Annotated in this window: 1 protein-coding gene; it reads right to left on the minus strand. The window is 69.9% G+C overall.

All coding sequences use genetic code 11. The annotated features are described in order from the left end of the window. Positions 1-873: 873 nt before the first annotated feature. Entirely contained in the window at positions 874-1,185 is a 312-nt protein-coding gene (locus tag ACY45C_RS06270; RefSeq protein ID WP_462186723.1) for an SHOCT domain-containing protein, read from the minus strand. Between the last annotated feature and the right edge of the window lie 177 nt (positions 1,186-1,362).

Below are 1,362 nucleotides of genomic sequence, written 5' to 3' on the forward strand. Positions count from 1 at the left end.
GCGCTGCGCGAGCTCCAGGAGCAACTGACAATGCTCCTCAAGGCAGAATTCCCGCTCGTCGCCAGCCAACCCGACCAGCCGCACTGACCACGGGCACATCGCCCTGGGTGTGGACGTACTGGCCGCCAGCCCCTCCTCGGCGCGGCCGCAGCCTGAGCACAAGCACATTCCGAGGCGGAATAGGAAGGTCGACACGACCACGATGCCCAACGATCACGGTCACCAGGGGGCCCGGAAGTGCCCGGACCGCCAGGCGTTCGGAACGCTTGTTCTCCTCGGTAGACGATGTTCCGGTCGGCACGATCACCGAGCATCGTCCCTGTTCGTGGCACGTGTGGCGACCGGCCGGACGGTGATTTCAGGGCCTTCAACCAAGTCAGCCGGGCCTGTGGACGTCGCGACGGCGTGAAATGATCTCGGCGGGGTCGGGTTGTGAGCCCGTTTGATCTTGCGTGGTGAGCGCGTAACTAAGTCTGGAGCCGGGAGCGGCGCGAGAGTTGCGTCCTGTCGCTGCGAGCACGCCGGCCAGATTCGTCCGGTCCCTGCCTTGCTCCCCGGCCCCGCCCCTGTCGATGAGTGGTCGTGAAGGAGCGGGCGGGCCGCAAGGTGCGGTCGGCGTCGGCGGCCGGGCCGTGCGCATGCCCGCCGTGCCCACCCGAGCCACCGTGCCCGTGCCCGTGGTCGTCGTCGCTCATGCATCCTGTCCTACGTCACCTGACCGCCTCCCGCGTCGGTTCGGTGGGGACCACCCATGGCCCGCTGAACCGACGCGGCGCGCGGATGCGAGGCCATGGGCCAGCGCCGCTGGTCGGCTGGCGCGCCGCCCATGCTCGGGGTGAGCGTGCCGCAGTCGGTCGAGGCCTCGGTCGGCCGTCAGTGTTTGACGAGGCGGTCGGCCGTCTCGCGGAGCGCGGCCAGACGGGCGCGGTACTCCTGCTCGTCGATCTCCCCGCGGGCGAAGCGGTCGGCCAAGACCTGCTCGGGAGACGGTCCGGCGGGCCCATCGGCGGCCGGAGGCGCGGCGGGTGGCCACATCGGGGGACGGCCGCGATCGCCGGCGTGGGTCAGCGCCCGTACCACCAGCACCGCCCCGATGATGAGCACAGCCCAGAACAGCAGCATGCCCAGGGACATCGCAAACCAGCCCCAGCCGCTCATTCCATGGCCGTCGTACCAGTACATCATCACTGTCACCTCCCGGAGCGAGCGGACGGGACGACCCGAATCGGTCCCCACGCCGCGCTCCCTCCCGCTTCCAGAGTGCGGCGAGTCGCGCTGGAGCGCAGGTGCTGGATGATCCGACGTCGCCGGGTCAATCCGCTCACCGCCGTGTGCCCAATTGCCCAGCATGGTCAGCTCTGC

This window comes from Frankia sp. CcWB2 (assembly GCF_977927585.1).

Bases quoted from the DNA above. Each gene is read 5' to 3' on its own strand.
- ACY45C_RS06270 (WP_462186723.1), bottom strand. From the start codon at position 1,185: ATGATGTACTGGTACGACGGCCATGGAATGAGCGGCTGGGGCTGGTTT.